17 protein-coding genes are annotated in these 15,096 nt (G+C 63.6%); 4 read left to right on the top strand and 13 right to left on the bottom strand.

The annotated features are described in order from the left end of the window. Positions 1–120: 120 nt before the first annotated feature. The 9 genes from flaF to ACOYW5_RS05520 all read right to left on the bottom strand — a co-directional run bounded on the left by flaF (position 121) and on the right by ACOYW5_RS05520 (position 8,721). Complete coding sequence (gene flaF / locus ACOYW5_RS05560; RefSeq protein WP_423068258.1) at positions 121–492, bottom strand: flagellar biosynthesis regulator FlaF; 372 nt, start codon at positions 490–492, stop codon at positions 121–123. Continuing rightward, positions 482–868 carry a flagellar biosynthesis repressor FlbT gene (gene flbT, locus ACOYW5_RS05555; RefSeq protein WP_423068257.1) on the bottom strand — a complete coding sequence of 129 codons (387 nt, stop codon included), beginning with the start codon at positions 866–868 and terminating at the stop codon, positions 482–484. Before flbT ends, flaF begins: the two co-directional genes overlap by 11 nt. Before the next feature lie 105 nt (positions 869–973). Continuing rightward, positions 974–2,806, bottom strand: coding sequence for a flagellin (locus tag ACOYW5_RS05550; RefSeq protein ID WP_423068256.1), 1,833 nt, complete (start codon positions 2,804–2,806; stop codon positions 974–976). Between the two features lie 168 nt (positions 2,807–2,974). Next, positions 2,975–4,426 carry a flagellin gene (locus ACOYW5_RS05545; protein WP_423068255.1) on the bottom strand — a complete coding sequence of 484 codons (1,452 nt, stop codon included), beginning with the start codon at positions 4,424–4,426 and terminating at the stop codon, positions 2,975–2,977. A 247-nt stretch (positions 4,427–4,673) separates the two neighbouring features. Next, positions 4,674–6,125, bottom strand: coding sequence for a flagellin (locus tag ACOYW5_RS05540; RefSeq protein ID WP_423068254.1), 1,452 nt, complete (start codon positions 6,123–6,125; stop codon positions 4,674–4,676). 251 nt (positions 6,126–6,376) lie between these two features. After that, entirely contained in the window at positions 6,377–6,697 is a 321-nt protein-coding gene (locus ACOYW5_RS05535) for a hypothetical protein (protein WP_423068253.1), read from the bottom strand. Positions 6,698–6,791: 94 nt separating this feature from the next. Then, complete coding sequence (locus ACOYW5_RS05530) at positions 6,792–7,262, bottom strand: hypothetical protein (RefSeq protein WP_423068252.1); 471 nt, start codon at positions 7,260–7,262, stop codon at positions 6,792–6,794. After that, a complete protein-coding gene (locus tag ACOYW5_RS05525) occupies positions 7,259–7,597 on the bottom strand; it encodes a rod-binding protein (protein WP_423069409.1) in 339 nt (112 codons plus the stop codon). The genes ACOYW5_RS05530 and ACOYW5_RS05525 overlap by 4 nt, the downstream gene beginning before the upstream one ends. Then, positions 7,597–8,721 carry a flagellar basal body P-ring protein FlgI gene (locus ACOYW5_RS05520; protein ID WP_423068251.1) on the bottom strand — a complete coding sequence of 375 codons (1,125 nt, stop codon included), beginning with the start codon at positions 8,719–8,721 and terminating at the stop codon, positions 7,597–7,599. Before ACOYW5_RS05520 ends, ACOYW5_RS05525 begins: the two co-directional genes overlap by 1 nt. Before the next feature lie 185 nt (positions 8,722–8,906). On the opposite strand from ACOYW5_RS05520, the gene ACOYW5_RS05515 reads away from it, so the two are divergent. Both ACOYW5_RS05515 and dksA read left to right on the top strand, forming a co-directional pair. After that, positions 8,907–9,362, top strand: coding sequence for a flagellar assembly protein FliX (locus tag ACOYW5_RS05515; RefSeq protein WP_423068250.1), 456 nt, complete (start codon positions 8,907–8,909; stop codon positions 9,360–9,362). Positions 9,363–9,475: 113 nt separating this feature from the next. After that, complete coding sequence (gene dksA / locus ACOYW5_RS05510; protein ID WP_423068249.1) at positions 9,476–9,889, top strand: RNA polymerase-binding protein DksA; 414 nt, start codon at positions 9,476–9,478, stop codon at positions 9,887–9,889. 57 nt (positions 9,890–9,946) lie between these two features. Here dksA and ACOYW5_RS05505 read toward each other — a convergent pair whose 3' ends face one another. Continuing rightward, the gene (locus tag ACOYW5_RS05505) at positions 9,947–10,609 is read right to left on the bottom strand and encodes a TetR/AcrR family transcriptional regulator (protein WP_423068248.1); all 663 of its coding nucleotides are present in this window, start codon (positions 10,607–10,609) and stop codon (positions 9,947–9,949) included. 97 nt (positions 10,610–10,706) lie between these two features. Between ACOYW5_RS05505 and ACOYW5_RS05500 the strand changes: the two genes are divergently transcribed. Then, positions 10,707–11,666 carry an alpha/beta fold hydrolase gene (locus tag ACOYW5_RS05500; protein ID WP_423068247.1) on the top strand — a complete coding sequence of 320 codons (960 nt, stop codon included), beginning with the start codon at positions 10,707–10,709 and terminating at the stop codon, positions 11,664–11,666. A 10-nt stretch (positions 11,667–11,676) separates the two neighbouring features. Beyond that, a complete protein-coding gene (locus ACOYW5_RS05495) occupies positions 11,677–12,045 on the top strand; it encodes a VOC family protein (RefSeq protein ID WP_423068246.1) in 369 nt (122 codons plus the stop codon). Between the two features lie 9 nt (positions 12,046–12,054). Here the strand turns inward: ACOYW5_RS05495 and ACOYW5_RS05490 are convergent, their stop codons facing one another. The 3 genes from ACOYW5_RS05490 to ACOYW5_RS05480 form a co-directional block, all read right to left on the bottom strand. After that, a complete protein-coding gene (locus tag ACOYW5_RS05490) occupies positions 12,055–12,822 on the bottom strand; it encodes an ATP-binding cassette domain-containing protein (RefSeq protein ID WP_423068245.1) in 768 nt (255 codons plus the stop codon). Beyond that, positions 12,819–13,949, bottom strand: a complete 1,131-nt coding sequence (locus ACOYW5_RS05485) for an ABC transporter permease (RefSeq protein ID WP_423068244.1) — start codon at positions 13,947–13,949, stop codon at positions 12,819–12,821. The genes ACOYW5_RS05490 and ACOYW5_RS05485 overlap by 4 nt, the downstream gene beginning before the upstream one ends. A 68-nt stretch (positions 13,950–14,017) precedes the next feature. After that, positions 14,018–14,977, bottom strand: a complete 960-nt coding sequence (locus ACOYW5_RS05480) for an ABC transporter substrate-binding protein (RefSeq protein ID WP_423068243.1) — start codon at positions 14,975–14,977, stop codon at positions 14,018–14,020. Positions 14,978–15,096: the final 119 nt, after the last annotated feature.

Raw genomic sequence — 15,096 nt, 5'->3', positions numbered from 1 at the left:
AGTCGACTCTTCACCTCCCCCTTTATGGGGGAGGCCGGGAGGGGGTCGTCTGCCTCAGTCAGCACAAACAACAAAGCCCGCGTCTCCGCGGGCTTCTTCATTCGCACCAATGTCTCGCGCTCAGCTCTGGCCGGCGCGCAGCCCGGCGGCGATTTCGCGGTTGATGTTGATCAGCACCGTGAGCTTGCCCGGGGCCGGTTCGGCCTGGACGGTCATGGTCTGCTTCATCACGAACAGGCCGAGATTGGCGATGTTCTCGCGCAAGGGCTTGGGGAGGGTGCTTTCCTCGCCGGTGACCGAGCCGAGGAACACGGTCCAGAGCTTGCGGTTGAAGGCGAGGGCAGAGCCCAGTTCATGACGGGAGACGTCCCATTCGTCTCTGACTCGCTGCAGCTGACCGGCGGCACGGGAAAGAAGGTTCGCCTCGAGAAGCCGAGGGTTGATCGTCTGCTTGCCGACCTGCTGGTAGGCGAGCGCCGCACTATTCTGCATTGCCGAGGAGTTCCTGCTCGTACTGGATCAGCTTTTTCGCAGCCTTGAGAGCTTTGTACAGGTTGCCGGTTAATATCTCGTTATTGATTTCGTCAACAATGCGGATGGTTGATGGCGCTGCTGTGATGATGTCGTTGACCAGTTGAAAGTAGTCTTTGGTCAGTCGTTCCACGTCCTCATGAATGTACATGAGCTGTACAGCCAAGTAGATGCGCTTGGCGGGGCTGTCCGCGGTTTCGAAGGTCAGGATGTCCTTCTCGCGCAGAATTGGCGCCTTGCCGTCGATGAACAGCCGCGTGCGCTGGTCGGAATTGGTGATGACGCAATTGCCGACGATCAGCCGTTCGCCCGGCTTGAGTTCAACCTTCAAGGACATGTTGTGTGTGCTCGGCCCGTGATTCCTGGGAGGAGCATACTGCATGCCGCTCCTTCCCAAAACGCTACCGCCGTGTGCGAAAGCGCGCCGTCCGCTCCGTGCCGACTAGAACAGGCGGAGCACGGCCTGGTCGGCCTGCGAGGCCATGGACAGGGCGGTGGAGCTCAGCTGCTGCCGGGTTTGCAGCGCCAGTAAATTGGCCGCTTCCTCGTTGGTGTCCGCGAGCGTGAGGTTAGCGGCACCGGTCTCGAGCGTGTTGATCATGTTCTTGGTGAAGTCCTGCCGGTTCTGCACGATCGACAGGTTCGAGCCGAAGGAAGAGGCGTGCGAGCGGAGTTCGCCGAGCGCATCGGAGAGGGTGGAGAGGCGGGCGTCCAGATCCGCATCGGAGTCGAAGTCGGCATCCACGGCACCGGTGATGCCGAGCGTCGAGTTATCGACTGAAGTCGCGTCGCCATCGGCGTCGCGCGCCTGGATGTCGATGGTCGAGGTGCCGGTCTCGTTGAAGGTGAGCTTCAGCTTGTCGCCACGCAGCAGGTTGATGCCGTTGAACGAAGCGTCATCGGCGAACTTGTCGAGCTGGTCGCGCAGGTCGTTGAATTGCTTGACGAGGTTCTTCCGCACGTCGTTGCCGCCGATGGTCGTGGTACCCGAGGTCCCATCGATCTCGCCGTCGGTGCCGACGCCGGTCACGGTCAGTTCCTCGGTCGACAGGTTCTCGATCCGGAGCTTGCCGCTGTCGTTGGAGGCACGGAGCTTGCCGGTGAGGGCGGTGTTGGTGTTGATCGACTGCACAAGCTGGTCGACCGAATAGGTACCGGCGAAAGTGCCTGCCGTGACCGTCGGCGCCACGCCGAACACGTCATCGGCGTCCGCGCCACCCACGGTAATGCTGTTCGAGCCATTGGCGGCCCCTGCGAGGTCGATACGTCCGCCCGAACCGCCTACCGTGACGCCCGTCACGCCCTGGGCGGTAAGCTGCGATTGGATGTAGCTGCGCGCTGTAGCGACCGATCCGGCATTGGCGGAGGTTAGTGTGATCGTGGCAGTCGCCGAACCATTGCTGATTGTCACCTGCTTGCTCAGGTCAGTTGTCGAGCCGGCGGTCCCCGTGCCGGCGGCGATGCCGAACGTGTGGTTTATGCTGCCGCCAATATCGGCGTCCCCATCTGCCGAGACAACGTCTATCGTCGAGCTGGCGCCGGTGGTGTCCGACGAGATGATGATGTTGGTGCCGTCGGTCGTCGCCGTGTATCCTGACGAGCCGCTCGTGTCGCGACCGTAGTTGAAGGCCGCGACGAACTCGTCGATGTCATCGATGCTGGTATCGAGATCACCAATTGCGCTGATATCGCTATCGATGATGCTCATCGCCTCGGCGGCGCCATCGACGGTAAATTGGTAGATCACGGCATCACCACTAAATGCCGTGGTGTTTGGGTCGTAGACAAAACTGATCTGGCCATTTGCCGAGGCGGGTGCCTGGTAATCCGCACTCGCGGCAACCGTGGACTGAACGCCCGAGCCTGATCCCACGGCGACATTCACCGCCGATTCCCCTACAGCGCCGCCGGAGAATGAAACGTTGCCGGTCGCCGCTGTGTCGACCGTAAAACTCTGCGTCTTGAACGACTTGTCCTGCCGAGCCTGACGCAGCGTCGACTGCATCGACTCGACCGTCTTGGTGATCGACGAGAGGCCGTTGTCCGCGGCTTCGATCGTCTTGATGCCGCTAGCCATCGAGTCGAGCAGGTTGCTCATGTCGCCGGCACGGCTGTTCAGGGATGCAGCGGTGAAGAAATTGGTCGGGTTGTCGAGCGCCGAATTGACCTTGAGGCCCGTTGCCAGGCGCTCCTGAGTCTTGGCCATACTGGCCGCAGTCGACTGGAGGGAAAGCAGGTTCGAGCGAACCGCCTTCGACAGGTTGATATCAGTCACTGCAACAAACCTTCTGGTCTGCTGCTACCCCTTTCTGGGATAGCGTCCGAAGCGGACTATGCAGCCACAAGGGTGAACGAGCGGTTACTCGAGGGCGATAGACAGTTGATCGGCAATGAAGAAGGCGGGCCGAGGCCCGCCTTTTCCGTATCGTCTGTATTCGACTTCTTAGAACAGGCGGAGCACGGCCTGGTCGGCCTGCGAGGCCATCGACAGGGCTGTCGACGACAGCTGCTGGCGGGTCTGCAGGGCGAGGAGGTTCGCCGCTTCTTCGTTGGTGTCGGCCAAGGTCAGGTTCGCCGCGCCGGTTTCCAGCGTGTTGATCATGTTCTTGGTGAAGTCCTGGCGGTTCTGCACGATCGACAGGTTCGAACCGAACGAGGACGACTGCGAGCGCAGCGAGCCGAGGGCATCGCTGAGGGTCGAGAGGCGAGCGTCGATCGAAGCGTCCGAGTCGAAGTCCGAGTCCGCGGCGGTCGTGATGCCGAGGGTGGAGTTGTTCACCGAGGTGGCGGCGCCGTCGGAATCCTTGGCCTGGATGTCGATGGTCGAAGTACCAGTCTCGTTGAACGTCAGCTTCAGCTTGTCGCCGCGGAGCAGGTTGATGCCGTTGAACGAAGCGTCATCGGCAAACTTGTCCAGCTGGTCGCGCAGATCGTTGAACTGCTTGGCGAGGTTCTTGCGCACGTCGTTGCCGCCGATGGTGGCTTCGCCGGTGGTGCCGTCGACTTCGCCGTCGGTGCCAACGCCGGTCACGGTCAGATCTTCGGTCGAGAGGTTCTCGATGCGAAGCTTGCCGCTATCGTTGGAGGCACGGACCTTGCCGGCGAGCGAGGTGTTGGAGTTGATTTCCTGCACCAGGGCATCGGTGGTCTTGACCGCACCGGTAACGGCGGCGACGCCGTCGGTGGAGGAGGCAACGCCAAGGGCAGTGGCACCAGCACCGGCGGCGGTGAAGTTCACGCCATCAGCGCGGCTGATCACCAGATTGTCGCTGCCGTCGAACGCGGCGGTGAAGCCGCTGGCGCTCAGCGCAGTCTCGAGGTCCGAAATGGTCGAGGTGCCGTCGATCGTGTAGGTGACGGTGTCGGTACCGGCAGTCAGCGTGATCGGGCCAGACAGGGCCTGGAGGGCCGCGTCGTTGGCAACAGCGACGGTACCCGTCGAAGTGGCCGGCGTGGCCGCGGCGTTGATCGTGTTCAGGTCGACGCTGACGGCGGTGGTGCCGACGGCGCCATCCTCGAACGACAGGGTCTTCACCGAAGCGGTGCCGATCGTGGCGGCATCGACCGTGTAGGACGAGGTCTTGAACGACTTGTCCTGGCGCGCCTGACGGAGCGTGGACTGCATCGACTCGACGGTCTTGGTGATCGACGACAGGCCATTATCCGCGGCTTCGATGGTCTTGATGCCGTTGGACATGGAGTCGAGCAGGCTCGCCATATCCGAGGCGCGCGAGTTCAGCGACGACGCGGTGAAGAAGTTGGTGGGGTTGTCGAGCGCGCTGTTCACCTTGAGACCGGTGGCGAGACGCTCCTGCGTCTTTGCCATCGAAGCAGCGGTGGACTGCAGGCTCAGCAGGTTCGAGCGAACTGCTTTCGACAGATTGACATCAACCATTTTGGAGGCCCTTTCTGGGTCCGTACGCGATTACTAACTGCCGCCTCTTCCTGAGACGTGGTCGGATGATTGGCTGGGATCGGCAAAAGAAGTCTTAAGTTCGACTCGCGAATTGAACTTTACCCGTCGCATTCGAAGCAAAGTTAATGAAGGGTAGGTGCTCTGCGTCGAACTGGTACGCACTGATCCGCGGGCAACAAAAAAAGGCGGGCCGAAGCCCGCCTTTCGCATTCCTAGAGTGTGGAGATCAGAACAGGCGGAGCACGGCCTGGTCGGCCTGCGAGGCCATCGACAGTGCCGTCGAAGACAGCTGCTGGCGGGTCTGCAGGGCGAGCAGGTTCGCCGCTTCCTCGTTGGTGTCGGCTAGCGTGAGGTTCGCCGCACCGGTCTCGAGGGTGTTGATCATGTTCTTGGTGAAGTCGGTGCGGTTCTCGACGATCGAGAGGTTCGAACCGAAGGACGAGGCCTGCGAGCGCAGCTTGCCGAGGGCCGTCGAAAGTACCGAGAGCTTGGCGTCGATGGTGGTGTCGCTGTCGAGGTCGGAGTTGACCACGAAGTCGATGCCCAGGGTCGAATTGTTGACGGCGATCGGATCGCCATCCTCGTTCTTGGCCTGGATGTCGATGGTCGAAGTGCCGGTCTCGTTGAACGTCAGCTTCAGCTTGTCGCCACGGAGCAGGTTGATGCCGTTGAACGAAGCGTCATCGGCAAACTTGTCGAGCTGGTCGCGCAGGTCGTTGAACTGAGTGACAAGGTTCTTGCGAACCGTGTTCTCGTCAACTTCGCTGGTGCCGGTGGTGCCGTCGACTTCGCCGTCCGTGCCGATACCGGTCACGGTCAGCTTCTCGGTCGAAAGGTTCTCGATGCGAAGCTTGCCGTTGTCGTTGGAGGCGCGGATCTTGCCGGTGAGCGAGGTGTTGGAGTTGATCTCCTGCACCAGGGCATCGACGGTCTTGACCGCGCCGGTAACGGCGGCGACGCCGTCGGTGGACGAAGCGACGCCGAGGGCAGTGGCACCAGCACCGGCGGCGGTGAAGTTCACGCCGTCAGCGCGTGTGATCACCAGATTGTCGCTGCCGTCGAACGCGGCGGTGAAGCCGCTGGCGCTCAGTGCAGACTCGAGGCCGGCGATCGTCGACGTACCGTCGATCGTGTAGGTGACCGTGTCGGTACCGGCGGTCAGCGTGATCGGGCCAGACAGGGCCTGCAGGGCCGCGTCGTTGGCAACAGCGACGGTACCCGTCGAAGTGGCCGGCGTGGCGGCCGCATTGATCGTGTTCAGGTCGATGCTGATCGGCGTGGCGCCGACAGCCCCGTCTTCGAACGAGATCGTCTTTACCGCTGCGGTGCCAATGGTCGTCGCGTCGAGCGCGTACGACATCGTCTTGAACGACTTGTCCTGGCGCGCCTGGCGCAGGGACGACTGCATTGCTTCAACGGTCTTGGTGATCGAGGTCAGGCCGTTGTCGGCCGCTTCGATCGTCTTGATACCGTTGGACATCGAGTCCAGCAGGTTTGCCATGTCGGACGCACGACTATTCAGCGACGCGGCGGTGAAGAAGTTCGTCGGGTTATCGAGCGCAGTATTCACCTTGAGACCGGTGGCGAGACGCTCCTGCGTCTTGCCCATCTGGGCCGCGGTGGACTGAAGGCTCAACAGGTTCGACCGAACCGCCTTCGACAAATTGACTTCGGGCATGGGTGGAATCCCTTCTGGCTAAGATCGTAATCTCGTTCTGAGATTGACGAAGATCGTAGCCGCCGGGGGCTTAGGAATGGTTAACGAGACGCTTCCCGATGCAGTTAATTTTGTGTTCTTCCTCCATGCATCGTCGGCGGTAACCGACGGAAATATATAGAGAATATCGCTACTCGGCAGGAGTTGCCCAGTTGTGCCGTAATGGTCGCGGTTAGTGAATGGCGTAACGGACGCCGCCAGAATCGAGCCGGCTAGACCCGCCGGTCGTGCAGCGCCAGCGAGCCCTGAGCGGGTAGTTCGGCGCTGCCCAGCCGGAGCAGCATTTCGCGCTCGGACCTGGGCTTGGGCGGCAACTGTCCGGAGAGCAGGGCGGCGGCGAAGGTCGAGCCCGGGGGCGCCGGCGGTGTCGGCAACGGCGGCAGGGTTTCGGAGATGGGCGTAGGTGCCGGGGGTGGCGGCGGAGCGTCGGGCTCCGGTCCGGAATAGGAATCGCCAAGCAACGACCGCGAACGATAGTCCGCGATGGCTCCGAGTCCCGAGTGTATCGGTTCGGGCGCTATCCTGGCGCTCATGACCGGCATTCCCTTCACCTTTTGAGCGAGGATGCCGATTCAGCCTTTCGGCCCGCTTGCGGCGGTGCCGACGATTTTCGGAAAATTGTACTGGCTAGAGCGCGCGGTTGATCGATACGCCGCTCGCGGCTTGCGGGGGCTGGCCGGTGAGCGTGCCGTTGGCGCCGTAGGTCTTCGGCCGCGCCTTGGCGCTGATGGCCTGGGCGACGTCGGTCAGCAGGTCCTCGGTGAGGGCGCGGGCCGAGGCGATGACGCGCAGGTTCTCCGCCATCTGCATCGCCAGCTTCTCATGCCGGGCGAATAATGCATCCACGTCATCCGGCGCCTCGGCCTTGAGCCGCTTGGCCTGCCGCTGCACCGAGCGGGCGAGGCCCATGTAGTCCTGCGCCAGCCGGGTCTTTTCCGCCGAGAGTTCACCGGCCTCGCGGGCATGGCCGGCGCGGAGCAGGGTCGTTTCCTGGTTGAGGATCAGCACAAGGCTCTCGAGCGTGCTCGATGCCAGCTGGCAAAGCTCCGCTGCGGGCAGGGAATCGATCGCAGCCAGGCGTTCGGCGGCAGAGTTCATTGTTTCGCTCCTCGTGCATTGGTCGCGTTCTGGGCGGCTTCCTGTGCCGCGATAAGGTCGGGAAGGATGGATTGGGCGATGCCGATGCCACCGGCTTCAGCCATTGCATCGGCAAACTGCTCGGCCTGCATGCCGCGCCAGGTTTCTTCGCCGAAGCCGCCGCCAAAGGCGCTCTGGTCGGTCTTCAGCGAGGCAAACATCTCCTTCATCAAGGTGTTGAGGAAAACGCCCTCAAGCTCCTTGGCCTGCTCGCGAAGCTGCCCGAGTTTGGCGGAGGACAGTGAGGTCGGCGGGTCGCTTCTGTAAGCGGCGAGGGCGAATGAGGAGGTGATCATCACAGCACCTCGATTTCGGCCTGCAGGGCGCCGGACGCCTTGATGGCCTGGAGGATCGCGATCAGGTCGCGCGGCGCGATGCCCAGCGCGTTGAGCCCGTCGACCAGCTCCTGCAGGCTCACCGATTCCCGCACCATGGCGAGATTGCTGCCGGCTTCGTCAACGTTGATCTCCGTGCGCGGCTCGACCGCCGTGACGCCGAGGCTGAGCGGATTGGGCTGAACCACGGTCGGGTTCTCGGCAATGGTCACGGTGAGGTTCGATTGGGCCACAGCCACGGTGGAGACCCGCACATCCTTGCCCATGACGATGAGGCCGGAATTCTCGTCGATGATGATCTTGGCCGGGATGTCGGTCTCGACGACCAGTTGCTCGATATCTGTGAGCAGGTCGACGATGTTGCCGTTGAAATTGCGCGGCAGGTTGACCCGGATGGTCGCTGGATCCTCGGGCGTCGCGCAGGGGATGCCGATGAAGTCGTTGATGGCGAGCGCGACGCGCCGCGAGGTGGTGAGATCGGGGTTGCGGAGGGAGAGCCGCAGCGAGCGCTGCGCGCCCAGCACGAAGCCGATCTCACGTTCGATCAGGCCGCCCGAGGAGATACGGCCGGTTGTCGGCACGCCCGAAACCACCGAGGCGGCGTCGCCCTGCGCCGAAAAGCCGTTGATGGTCACCGACCCCTGGGCCAGCGCGTAGACTTCGCCGTCGGCGCCGAGCAGCGGCGTGACGAGCAGCGTGCCGCCCTGGAGGCTCTTGGCATCGCCAAGCGAGGCCACGTTGACGTCGAGGCGCGAGCCCTGCGTAGCGAAGGCCGTCAGGTTCGCGGTCACGATCACCGCCGCGACATTGCCGGTGCGCATGTTCTCGCCGCGCGTATTTACGCCGAGCCGTTCCAGCATCGCTACGAGGCTCTGCTTGGTGAAGGGCGAGTTGTTGAGCCCGTCGCCGGTGCCATTGAGGCCGACCACGAGGCCGTAGCCGACGAGCTGGTTGTCGCGCACGCCTTCGATATTGACGATGTCCTTGATGCGCGCCGCGGCGCCATAGCTGACGGAAGGTTGTGGCAGCAGTAGCAGCGCGGTCATCACACCGAGCAGTGCGCGCTTGAGGTTGAGTTTGGCCATGTTTGGCAGTCCCCGGAGTTCGACGCATCCCCATGCGCCGTGATCGACAGGTGAGTAGCGAGAACCGTGCCAAGTCGGTAGTGTTGTGTTAAGTCGTTGAACAGGAACGATAAAAATACGTGGCAGAGGTCGGGTCAGGCGCCACCCGGCAAGTCCTGCCCACTCGGTTAACGTTTGATTAACTGGTGACGGCAGATTTTGCCGGGGTGAATGCGGGGCAGGTGAGTCCGGTGCGGATCGACGGCAATTCGAGGATCGGGACTGTTGCGGGGCGGGCGGCGACGCGCGCCGGATCCGGCACGTTCCAGATCGGCGAGGGCGCGTCCACGCCGCAGGCACGGCCCGTCGCCAACCTTGCTCCTACCGCCTCGATCGACGCCCTGCTGGCGCTTCAGGCGGTCGACGATCCGCTGGCGCGGCGCCGGAAGCTGGTCCGTCGCGGCAATCAGCTGATCGACTCCCTCGAGGGACTGCGTACGGACCTTTTGGCCGGCAATTTGTCGGACGGACGGCTCAACCAGCTGATGGCCGTCATGTCGCAAGCACGCGATCGCGGCGATCCGGGCCTCGACTCCCTGCTCGACGATATCGAGCTCCGGGCTCGGGTGGAGCTGGCCAAGCGCGGACTGTACCCCGCCTGACACAGCCGGTAACAACTCGCTCACGCATTAATCACCAAGCTTTTCAAAGCTTGCCGGGGCGTTCGACGGCCACTATAAGGCCCCCGACTAGGGGCGTTTGGAATCGAGTCACAATGTCGACTGATGTTCTTGACTATCGTCCTACTGAGGACGAGCCTTTCATGAACCCGCGGCAGCGGGAGTATTTCCGGCAGAAGCTGGAGCGGTGGAAAGACGAAATCCTGCGCGAGAGTCGCGAGACCCTCGAGAACCTGCAGGAAGAAAGTCAGAACCACCCGGATATGGCCGATCGCGCCTCTTCCGAGAGCGACCGTGCCCTCGAGCTGAGGACCCGCGACCGCCAGCGCAAGCTGATCAGCAAGATCGACGCAGCGCTGAAGCGGCTCGAGGACGGGACCTACGGATACTGCGAGGAAACCGGCGATCCGATCGGCATCGCCCGCCTCGATGCCCGGCCCATCGCCACGCTCTCCCTGGAAGCACAGGAAATGCACGAGCGCCGCGAAAAGGTGTACCGCGACGAATAACCACGAGGCCCGCAGCGATGCGGGCCTTGTTGTTTCTGGCCGGCAGGACCTGAAGCGCTAGCGGCTGGGGCCGTAGGCTGCGAGAAAGACCCGTACGCCGTCTCTGGCGTAGCGCTTGAGCTGCGCCGCTGGCGGAATGGCGGCGTCGCCCAGCAGCATGGCCGCGTTGAGGGCTTCCGACATCACCAGCCAATTGTAGTGCGACGCGGCGGTCCACGGGTCGTCGATAGTGAGCAGGCCGCGTTTGCCCAGGTCATCGAAAAGGGCCGCCAGGTCGGTCATGGCCCGCTTCGGGCCGGCCTCGTAGAGGGCCCGCGCCAGATCGGGGAAGCGCCCGACTTCGCCGATCACCAGCCGGCGCAACTGCATCAGGCGCGGCGTGAGCACCACGGTCAGCTGCCGGATGGCATAGTCTTCGAGATAGGCGTTGAGGTCGCCGCCCGGGAATTCGAGCGGCTGCGAGCGCACCTGGTCTCCAGCCCGGCCGGTCATCGCGAGGACGATCTCGACGAACAACGCCTCCTTGCTGGAAAAGTGCTTGTAGACGGTCTGCTTGGAAACGCCTGACAGGGCGGCGATCTCGTCCATGTTTGTGCCGAGAAACCCGCTCGTCAGGAACACCTCGGTGGCCGCATCGAGGATCGCCTTCCGCTTCTGGGCCGAGCGGCCGGTATCTTCCTCGCCGCTCATCTTTCCCGCACCCGCAACCGCCCTTGCCATCAACTCTCATCCTGACGCTGTTGACACCACAGTACTGGACAGTCTAGTTTCCTGCAAGTGATGGAACTGGACCGTCTAGTTCCGATGTGAGGGTAACATGAACCGTACCCAGATCCTGCCGATCGCCGTCGCCGCGCTCAGCGCTGCTCTCGGCCTCGCCACTGCCTTGACCGGCTTCGCAGTCGGCGAAACCTACACTGCAACAAGGGGAGAGATATCCGTGACCCAGATGACCACCTCGACGCTGAAAGTGCCCGGCGCGACGATATACTACGAGGTCCGCGGGTCGGGACCGACGCTGCTGATCATTCCCGGCGGCCCCCAGGATGCCGGTGTCTTCAGCGATATCGCGGCCCGGCTTGCTGCGCAGTACACGGTCGTGACCTACGACCCCCGCGGCAACTCGCGCAGCCCATTCGACGGGGAAGCCGTGGCGCTGGACGTGGACGTTCAGGCCGACGATGCGGCCGCCCTGATCGGGGCAGTGGGTGCACCGGCCTATGTGTTCGGCACCAGCGGCGGTGCCCAGATCGCGCTCAACCTGGCGGCGCGGCACCCCGAAGTCGTTAAGGCCGTGCTCGCACACGAACCGCCCTCGTACATGCTTCTCGACGATCCCAGCGAGGCGCTGGCAGCCGACAAGCTGATCCACGACACCTACCTGAGCGCTGGCGTGGATGCGGCTATGGGCGCGTTCTTCGGCATGAACGGCCTCGAGGACGAGGCGCCGGCGGACGCACCGCCTGCGTTCGAGCCGAGCCCGGAGGAGGCCGAGACCTTCGCGAGAGTCAGCGGAAATTTCGAGTACTGGCTGGCGCACGGGATGATGCCGCTCGGGCGCTACCGTCCCGACGTCGACACCCTGAAGCAGGGCGAGCCGGTGATCATCGTCGCCATCGGCGAGAAGTCGGCGGGCCAGCCAATCGAGGCGATGGCCGCAGCTTTGGCCGAGCAACTCGGCACCGATCCGGTCTCGTTCCCGGGCGATCACATGGGCTTCGGCCCCGAAGCCGAGGCGTTCACTGCCGCGATGCACTACGCATTCGACGGTCGGTGAGGTGGGGATCATGCACATCCAATTTGCTGAACTACCGGTGTTCGACCAGGATCGGGCCAAACGGTTCTACGTCGAGAACCTCAAATGCGAAGTCGCGTCCGACGAGGCGATGGGGCCGCCGGGCAGCTGGCGGTGGATCGAGCTGCGCCTGCCCGGCGCCGTGACCACCCTGCATTTCATCCGGCGCCAGGGTGAAGCGCCGTCGGACGAACCGGTGCTAGTGTTCGTCGACGACGATGTCCGCGGCACGGTGGAAGCCCTCCGCGCCAAGGGCGTCGAGATCGTCACCGAACCCGCCGAGGCGCCATGGCAGCCAGGCCGGACGGTGGCGGAGTTTCGCGACAGCGAGGGCAACCGCATGGTGCTCGGCAGCCGCTGAGTCTGCGCGCTAAGCCGGCGCCCGCGTGTCGTCCAGCGCGCCCACCATGTACTGCACCAGCTCCGATGCATTGGTTTCGGCCGTGCGCTTCTCGGTGACCTTCTTGCCGCGATGCATCACGATGATCCGGTCCGCCACTGCGAACACGTCGGGCATGGTGTGGGTGATGAGGATCACCGGCACGCCCTGGTCGCGGAGGCGCCGGATCAGTTCGAGCACCTTCTGCTGCTCGGGCACGCCGAGATTGTTGGTCGGCTCGTCCATGATCATCAGCCGCGCCTTCCAGTAGATGGCGCGGGCAATCGCCACCGCCTGCCGCTGGCCGCCCGAAAGACTCTCGATCGGCTGGGTCAGGCTTGGGAAGCGGATGTCGAGCGTAGCGAGGCTCTGCGCCGCTTCACCGAGCATGAACTTGTCGTCGAGCGTGTTGATGAGGCCGCCGAGATAGCGGTTCTTCTTCTCGCGCCCGAGGAAGATGTTGGAGGGAACATCGAGATTGTTGGCGAGCGCCAGGTCCTGGTAGATCGTCTCGATCCCGGCACTGCGGGCGTCGATCGGCTTCGGGAAGCGCACCGGCTTGCCCTCGAAGCGGATCTCGCCCTCGTCGGGCAGGTGGACGCCCGACACGCACTTGATCAGCGTCGATTTACCGGCGCCGTTGTCGCCGAGCAGCGCCACGACCTCGCCGGGATGGATATCGAGGCTCACATCATTGACCGCGACGAGGCCGCCGAAGCGCTTGACCATGTTGCGGATGGTGAGGATCGGCTCGCTCATGATCCGCGTCCCCGACGCCCGAGGATGAGGTCGCGCGACTGGTCGATCAGCACGGCGATGATGACGACCGCGCCGACAACGATGAACTGCCAGAACGCCTGCACGTTGAGCATCACGAGACCGGTGGTCAGCACCGCGATGATCAGTGCGCCGATCACCGTCCCGACGATCGAGCCGGCACCGCCGAAAAGGCTCACGCCCCCGATGATCACCGCCGCGATGGAGCTGAGCAGCAGCGGATCGCCGATGACAGCCGAGCCCGCGGTGAAGCGGAGGGTGGAGAGCACGCCCGCGACACCCGCGGTCGATGAGCTCAGCATGTAGAGCTTGATGATGTGCCGATCGACCGGGATGCCGGTGCGCAGCGCCGCCTGCATGTTGCCGCCGATGGCGTAGGTGTGGCGGCCGAACTGCGTGCGCTTGAGGAGGAAGATGCAGAAAAAGACCACCACCGCGGTGATGACTACCGGCCAGGCGAGGATGCGATCCATGGCGCGCAGCAGTTCGCCGGTCACCTCGGGCTTGTCGAGGAAATAGAAGCCGCCGCCCTCGCCGCGCACCCAGTAGAACATCGCCTCATTGCCGTAATCGCGGATGCCCTCAGGCAGGCCGATGACGGTGGTGTTCTCGGAAAACAGCAGCGAGAGGCCGCGCACGATGAACGAGGTACCCAGCGTCACGATAAAGGCCGGCACCTTGAGCTTGGCGATGATCAGCCCGTTGACGAGCCCCACGATCGACGCGCCGCCAACTCCGGCGGTGAAGCCGAGCACAACCGCGAGGAACAGCGGCACGCCCGCATTGTAGCTGGCGCGGATGGCATGGGCCGAGAGCACCGAGGCAAGGCTCATCACCCAGCCGACGCTGAGATCGATGCCGGCGGCGATGATGACGAAGGTCTGTCCGAGCCCAAGCAGCAGCACCGGCACGATGGCGACGAGGATGTTCTGGCTATTGCGCACCGACAGGAAGGTCGCGCCGCCGAACAGCGGCACCGCGACGATGAAGAAGACGATCATCACGGCGAGGAAAACCCACGCCCAGAGCCGGCTGGTCAGCAGAATGAAACGTCTGCCCGGCGACAGCGCAGGCTCATCGAAGCCCGCCAATGTCTTGGTATCGGTCACTTGGCCCCCGAAGCGCTAGGAAAGGGGGCCGGGAGCGCGCTGCGTCCCCGGCCCGGATCAGGCTCGGGTCAGTTGCCGACCTTGTAGATGAAGCGCGAGAAGTTCGGGTCGGCGACATTGTCCTTGTCGATGATCGCGAACCCGGTTTCGACGCGGCGCGGCAGGCTGGTGACACCGGCGGCATCGGCCACGGCGAACTGCACTGCCATATAGCCCATGTCGAACGGCTTCTGCGCCAGCACGAGCGAGACGACGCCTTTGTTCATCAGCTCGATCGCCTCCGCGGTCGCATCATAGGCGACGACCTGCACCTGGCCGCCGAGTCCGGCATTCACCACCGCATTGCCCGCGCCACCGGCGCTGAACACATTAGTGCCGAACACGCCCTTGAGGTCGGCGTTCTGCTCGATCACGGCGCCGGTCTGCTGCGCCGCCTTGTTCTGGTCGTCGAGATTGTAGTCCGGCCCGAGCACCTTGATGTCCGGGAACTCGGCGGCCATCACTTCCTTGAACCCCTGCTCGCGGCCTTCGACCGACGAAACGTTCGGGTTGGTGGAGTTGATGTAGACCGTACCCTTGCCGCCGATAGCCTTGGCGAGGCCGCGCGCCGAGATGCGCCCGCCTTCGACATTGTCCGAGCCGATATAGGCGATCGGGAAGGTCACCGGGCCGTTGGCGTAATCGCCATCGCCGAGGAAGGTGTCGACGGTGATCACCTTGATGCCGGCGTCGACCGCGTGCTGCAGCGGCGCGACCATCTGGTCTTTATCGGTGGGCGCGGTGATGATGTAGTTGAGGTCGCCGCGCGCCACGAGTGCATCGAGGATCGGCGTCTGCGCCTCGACACCCCAGGTCGGCGGGATCTGCGTCACGACCTCGATGCCGAGGTCCTTGGCAGCGGCTTCGACGCCGAGTTGCATGACCTGGTAGAACGGATCCACCACGCCCGGCAGGAAGCCGATCTTGATGTCGGCGGCAGAAACGACAGTGCTCGAAAGTAACATCGTGCCCATAAGGGCAGCAGTCATGGTCGACGCTTTCCGCATCGAATCCTCCCCTCGATTGTTTGCTCTGGCCTCCCGAAGGTCCTCCGGCCAGATGTCAGACAATAGGCCCCGGCCCCGGCATTTGTAAACCGGCTGCATAT

This window comes from Devosia sp. CN2-171, from assembly GCF_049354815.1.
Taxonomy (GTDB): Bacteria; Pseudomonadota; Alphaproteobacteria; order Rhizobiales; family Devosiaceae; genus Devosia_A.
The sequence above is the reverse complement of the archived record's forward strand: the minus strand, read 5'-3'. Positions and strand labels throughout refer to the sequence as shown.